The following is a 570-nucleotide window of genomic DNA, read 5'->3' as shown; positions in this document are numbered from 1 at the left end:
ACTGACGGGCTTCCACGCCGCCGTCGACCAGACCGCGCTCGGGCGCGGCCTCCAAGCGATCATCGGCGTGACCCTGCGGCCCGGGCAGCGTCAGGAGAACATCCGCGGGTTCGCCCAGGAGATCAGCCGGCACCCCGACGTCATCCAGCTCTTCTTCCTCGGCGGGGTCGACGACTTCCTCGTGCACATCGCCGTCGACACATCGTCGTCGGTACGACGCTTCGTCGTCGATCAACTCTCGGCACGACCGAGCGTCGCCTCGACCCGCACGAGCCTGATCTTCGAGTACCACCGCAACGCCGTCGCCGCCGACTTCTCCTGATCCCGGCGACGCAGCCGACGCGTCAGGCCGCTTCGCCGAACCCGTCGGCGGCGAGGTCGTGCACGGCGGTGACCGCGGCGACCGCATCTGCCCCGTCCCCCGCGATGCGCAGCACATCGCCCTTCCCCGCGGCGAGCGACAGCAGTCCGATGAGGCTCGACGCAGACACCGGCCCTTTGCCCGAGGTCGCGTTGGTCACGGTGACCGCGGCGTCGAACCGGCCGACGGTCTTCACGACGGATGCCGCG

At 70.4% G+C, this 570-nt stretch carries 2 protein-coding genes; one reads left to right on the top strand and one right to left on the bottom strand.

Annotation, left to right across the window (positions count from 1 at the left end):
• Positions 1 to 322, top strand: a 322-nt coding sequence (locus tag ASG00_RS07550) for an Lrp/AsnC family transcriptional regulator (protein WP_235559426.1), incomplete at its 5' end; no start/stop codon positions are given.
• Positions 323 to 344: 22 nt separating this feature from the next.
• Here ASG00_RS07550 and ASG00_RS17660 read toward each other — a convergent pair.
• Positions 345 to 570, bottom strand: a 226-nt coding sequence (locus tag ASG00_RS17660; RefSeq protein WP_235559425.1) for an HPr family phosphocarrier protein, incomplete at its 5' end; no start/stop codon positions are given.

The organism is Microbacterium sp. Leaf351, from assembly GCF_001423825.1.
Taxonomy (GTDB): Bacteria; Actinomycetota; Actinomycetes; order Actinomycetales; family Microbacteriaceae; genus Microbacterium; species Microbacterium ginsengisoli.
This window is presented reverse-complemented; position numbering and strand designations above follow the sequence as displayed.